The organism is Methanomicrobiales archaeon (assembly GCA_030019205.1).
Lineage (GTDB): Archaea > Halobacteriota > Methanomicrobia > Methanomicrobiales > JACTUA01 > JASEFH01.
In genome coordinates this window covers 1-5,264 of record JASEFH010000048.1, presented here as the reverse complement: position 1 = coordinate 5,264, position 5,264 = coordinate 1, and the positions used below count along the sequence as shown (strand labels likewise).

The 5,264-nt window shown below is 61.2% G+C and carries 2 protein-coding genes; both read left to right on the top strand.

The window, feature by feature from the left end:
- Positions 1-583 precede the first annotated feature (583 nt).
- Positions 584-3,529: a chemotaxis protein CheB gene (locus QMC96_13060; protein ID MDI6877684.1), complete on the top strand. Its 2,946-nt coding sequence runs from the start codon at positions 584-586 to the stop codon at positions 3,527-3,529.
- Positions 3,530-3,817: 288 nt separating this feature from the next.
- The coding region (locus tag QMC96_13055) for a PAS domain S-box protein (GenBank protein MDI6877683.1) at positions 3,818-5,264 on the top strand (1,447 nt) is incomplete at its 3' end.

Genomic DNA, 5,264 nt, shown 5'->3' with positions numbered 1-5,264 from the left:
GGGATCTGGGTAGAGTCCGAACCGTGGAGGGGCATCGACTTTTACTTCACCCTGCGGCATAACCCGCCGATCTGTGTGAAAAAGGTGATGGCGCAGGCCTGGCGTGCAGGACTCGCCGCTCTCATGATCTTATCGTAGCATCTCCTCGCCTCTAATCGGTTCCCCTAACTCCAGGATTCCCCCCAACTGGTCCGCGACAGCTGCCGAATGCCACTGTATGCCGGGAGGGCTGCTGGACGGGCACTCTGCTTTTTCCCCGCAAGTCCCATTCCGGTTTCAGCGGATGCAACGATCAAAAGCGATAATGCAGTCGATCCCGTATGCAGCGCTCAGGCGGCGAGGGGTGCAGGGCAATCCCTCCCTCACGGAGCCCATGGGGTCCCATCGAGCTTATCAACCAGTAGTATATACTACCCTTCATAGGGGGATCGAGAATCTCGCGTCCACGCCGAGGTAAAGGGGCATCCTGGCAGAGGATTTGGCGGGAGAGAGTGTATCCAGAGAGGGATGAGGGGACCTTGATATGACCAGAAAACGAGCAGATCGGGCAGAAAAAGAACAAAAGAGTGTGGAGGCAACAGCCGTGGAACCGGAGGAGATTGCGGGAGCGCCCGGAGAGCCGTTCATCGTCACCGGCATCGGGGCCTCGGCCGGTGGTCTGGAGGCCCTTGAGGTGTTTTTTAAAAATACACCCCCCGATATCGGGACTGGTTTTGTAGTGGTCACCCATATGGACCCCGAGCACAAGAGCCTGCTGCCCGAGATCCTCCAGCGCCACACCAAGATGCCGGTGGTGCAGATCCAGCAGGGGATGGCGGTCCGCCCGAACAGCGTCTACGTGATCCCGCCAAACACCAATCTCAGCATCCAGAATGGCACCCTCAATCTCGAGGAGCCTGCCCAGCAGCGGGGAATGCGGCTGCCCATCGACTACTTCTTCCGCCGGCTGGCCCAGGACCAGGACTCGCGGGCGGTCGGCATCCTGCTCTCCGGCATGGGGCACGACGGCGTACTGGGCCTCCGCGCCTTAAAGGAGCGCCTGGGAACCGTGATGGTGCAGGATCCGGTCTCCGCAGAGTTCCCCAGCATGCCCCGGAGCGTAATCGTCTCCGGGCTCGCGGACTATATCGCACCGGCAGAGAAGCTCCCGAAACTGCTCACCGACTATATCAGCGCCTACCACGAGATCCGGACGGTGAAGAGAGAGGAGAAGACGTATGAGAACTCACGATCCAAGATCCTTGCCCTGATCCGATCGCGGACCGGGGAAGACTATTCGTCGTTTAAAGAGAGCATCATCCGCGGCCGCATCGAGCGGAGGATGGGGCTGCACAGGATCAAGCAGATCGAGGAGTACGTGCGCTACGTCCAGGAGCATCCACGGGAGATCGACGTCCTTGCGACGGAGATTCCCACCGGCCCCATGTGGTTCTTCCGGAACACGGAGGCATGGGAGATCCTCCGGGAAAAGGTGCTGCCTGAATTGATCCAGTCCAAGCCCCGGGACAGTATGCTCCGCGTCTGGGTCTCGGGGTGCGCCACCGGCGAGCAGGCCTACAGCATGGCCATCGCGCTCGAGGAGACGATCGAGAAGCTGGGGCGGAGCAACGAGATCCAGTTCCAGATCTTTGCGACCGATATCGACCGGGAAAGGATCTCGGAGGCGCGGGAGGGCATGTATGTTGCCAACATCGAGACGGACCTCTCTCCGGAGCAGCTGGAGCACTTCTTTACAAAGAACGACTCCACCTACCAGGTTCGTCAGGAGATCCGGGAAAAGACCGTGTTTGCCCAGCACAACATGCTGACCCATCCCCCGTTCCTCCACCTGGACATCCTGGATGTCCGCAGTCTCCTCCTCTATACGAGTGCGGATGTGGTGCAGAAGATGATCCCCCTCTTCCAGTATGCCTTGAACCCCGGCGGTATCCTCGTTCTGGGTATCGATTACACCCCGAAGGAATCCCCGGAGCTCTTCGAATCCATCGACAGCACCTGGAAGATCTACCGCCGCATGCCGACTCCCGAGGGAAAGGACATCCGGATGGAGCTGCCCTTCACCTTCTCCACCCCGCCCCTCGGTCGGCAGCCTGGCGATTTGCAGGTCATGAGGACGGATACGGAACCCTCCATCGCCGCGCTTGCCCAGGAGTGGCTGCTGGAGCAGTATGCCCCTCCGGCGGCGATCGTGAATGAAAACGGCGATATCCTCTACTTTCAGGGGAGGACGGGGAAGTTCCTGGAGCCCCACCCGGGCAGGGCGACCCTGAACATCTTCGCGATGGCGCGGGAGGGCCTCCGCTATCCGCTCACCTTCGCCCTCCGCACTGCAGCCCAGGAGAAGCGGACCGTCACCCGGGAACCGGTCACCGTGCAGTCGAACGGGGGCGAACAGTCGATCCGCCTGACTATCCGCCCGATAACCCGCCAGAAGGGAGCAGAACCCCTCCTCATGGTCGTCTTTGAGGCGATCCAGAGACCGCATCCAGAGTCCAGGCCGGAGACCGATCAGGCGGTAAAAGATCTTCCGGAAGGCACACAGAGTTCGGATCTGGAAAGGGAACTCGCGGAAACCAAAAGCCAGCTCCAGCACACGATCGAGGATATGCAGGCCTCCCAGGAGGAGCTCAAATCTATGAACGAGGAGCTCCAGAGCACCAACGAGGAGTTAAAAAGCACCAACGAGGAGTTGACCAGCTCCAAAGAGGAGCTCCAGTCCCTGAACGAGGAGCTGCTCACGGTCAATTCTGAACATCAGAAGAAGATCGAGGAGCTCTCCCAGATCAACGACGACATGCGGAACCTCCTGCAGAGCATCGAGATCGCCATCCTCTTCCTGGACAACGAGCTCCGGGTGCGGCGGTTCACCGAACCCGTGCGGGCCATCATCAATCTACAGTCCAGCGATATCAGCCGCCCCATCACGGACCTGAAGGTCAACCTCAAAGACGAGCGATTCCAGACCGATGCCCGGCAGGTGCTCGACACCCTGCAGAGGCGGGTGAAGCAGGTGCAGACCCTGGACGGACGGTGGTTCGAGATGCGCATGATTCCCTACCGCACGCGGGAGAACCGGATCGATGGCGTTGTCGTCACCTTTCTCGATATTGCGCCATTCAAGGAGCTGGAGTCGTCCATTCGGTTTGCCCGCAGGTATGCGGAGAGCATCGTGGAGACCATCCGCGAGCCCCTGGTGGTGCTGGACCCCGATCTTCGCGTCGTCTCGGCCAACCGGGCCTTCTACACCACCTTCCAGGTCACGCCCGAGAGGACCGAGGGCCAGCTCCTCTACACCCTGAGTGAAAACCAGTGGGACATCCCCGAGCTCCGCCACCTGCTCGAGGAGATCCTGCCCCAGAAGACCGAGTTCGAGGGCTATACGGTGGAGCACGACTTTCCCGGGATCGGCCACCGCACGATGCGGCTCAACGCCCGCAAGGTCCGCTCCGCCGTCGGGCCGGAACTGATCCTCCTCGCTATCGAGGACGTGAGCGGGCGGCCCGGCGGGAATCCGTGCGGCTCCGCGTGAAGGAGACACCGGGCTGATCGTCCCGATCCTCCGCCAATCTTTACCGATCCCCATCCCGAACTCTCGCAGCGGCCGTTTGCAGACTCTGTAGAGAACCGTTGCGGGGCCGGGCCGGAGCAGTATTTCCCCTGTCGGGGAGCTTAATGGAATAATTGGGCCGGGATGCTAGTCGGATGATTTGCCGGCAATCCCTGTAGTCGGGCATAAGTATATACCCCCCCCCAACCTAATTTCAGTACACTATGGACTTTCGTTCACTGGAGAGGGGTACGCATTCCTGACCACACCATGACACTGCGTGCACTGCAGCGGAAGAAGGAAGAGTGCACGCAGCAGTTGCAGGCGATCCTTTCCGAGAACGATCCTGCCGTCATCGCTGCCGTCCGGGATCTCCTGGACGGGCTGGCAGAGGAGTGCTCCAGAACCATCGAAGACCTCCAGGATGCGTGGCTTCGGGAAAGCCGCACATTCCGCAGCACCCGGCAGCAGGAATACCAGGAGGCGGTGGAGCGGGCCCAGACCTTTGCCGAGGAGCTGGCGGCAACCAACGAGGAGCTCCGGCTGGCGAACGAGGAGTTGAACCAGCAGAATGCGGATCTACTCGCTGCCCGCAGGGCTGCCGATGAGGAACGGCAGCGCTACTACGACCTCTTCGATGCCGCTCCGGAGGGCTACCTGGTGACGGACCGAAACGGGGAGATCGTGGAAGCCAACCATGCCGCCGGGATGCTGTTGTCCGTTCACACGGAGAGCCTGGCCGGCCGCAACCTCATTCACTTCATCTCGAACAGAGACGAAGCCCGGACCCGGATGGCCCGGGCGGTGGGCGGGGAATCCCAGCAGGACTTCGAACTGGATCTTCTTCCGTTAGGCGGAGGGTTCGTGTGCGTATCGGCGAGCATCGTATCGGTAAGCCCACCGGGAGCCCCAGAGCCATCGCTCCGCTGGATGCTGCGGGATGTGACGGAGCGAAAACGGGTTGAGGAGTTGGCGCGGGAGCGCGAGCAGATCCTGCAGAGCATTTTTAGGTCCGCCCCGGTCGGCATCGGCCTGGTCTCGGACCGGGTGATCCTGCGGGTGAACGACACCCTCTGCCGCATGCTCGGTTATGCTGAGGAGGAGCTGGTGGGGAGGGACGCCCGCATCCTCTACCCCGATGCGGCGGAGTATGCGTACGTCGGGAGGGAAAAGTACCGCCGGATGGAGACGGCGGGCATCGGAACCGTGGAGACCCGCTGGCAGCGGAAGGACTGCCGCATCCTGGATATCCTGCTCAGTTCTACGCCACTGGACCCGAACGATCTCTCATCGGGGATCATGTTCACGGCCCTGGACATCACGGATCGCAAGCGCTGGGAGACCGCCCTGCAGGAGAGCGAAGCCAAGTACCGCAGCCTCTTTGATGACGACCTCACGGGGGACTATATCTGCGACATGGACGGGCGGATCCTGGACTGCAACCCGGCATTTGCAAGGATGTTCGGTTTTGACTCCGTCGATGAGGCGGAGGCATCCAATATCCTGGAGACCTACATTTACCCCCGTGATCGCGAGGCGCTCCTTAAACGTCTGCAGTGTGAAAGGAAGCTCGAGGGGCTCGAGCATTTCCGCAGGCGGCAGGACGGGACGCTGATCCATGTGGTCGAGAACATCGTCGGGATCTTCGACGCTTCGGGTGCGCTGGTCCAGACCAAGGGCTACATCATCGAGGACACCGAGCGCCTGCGGGCGGAAG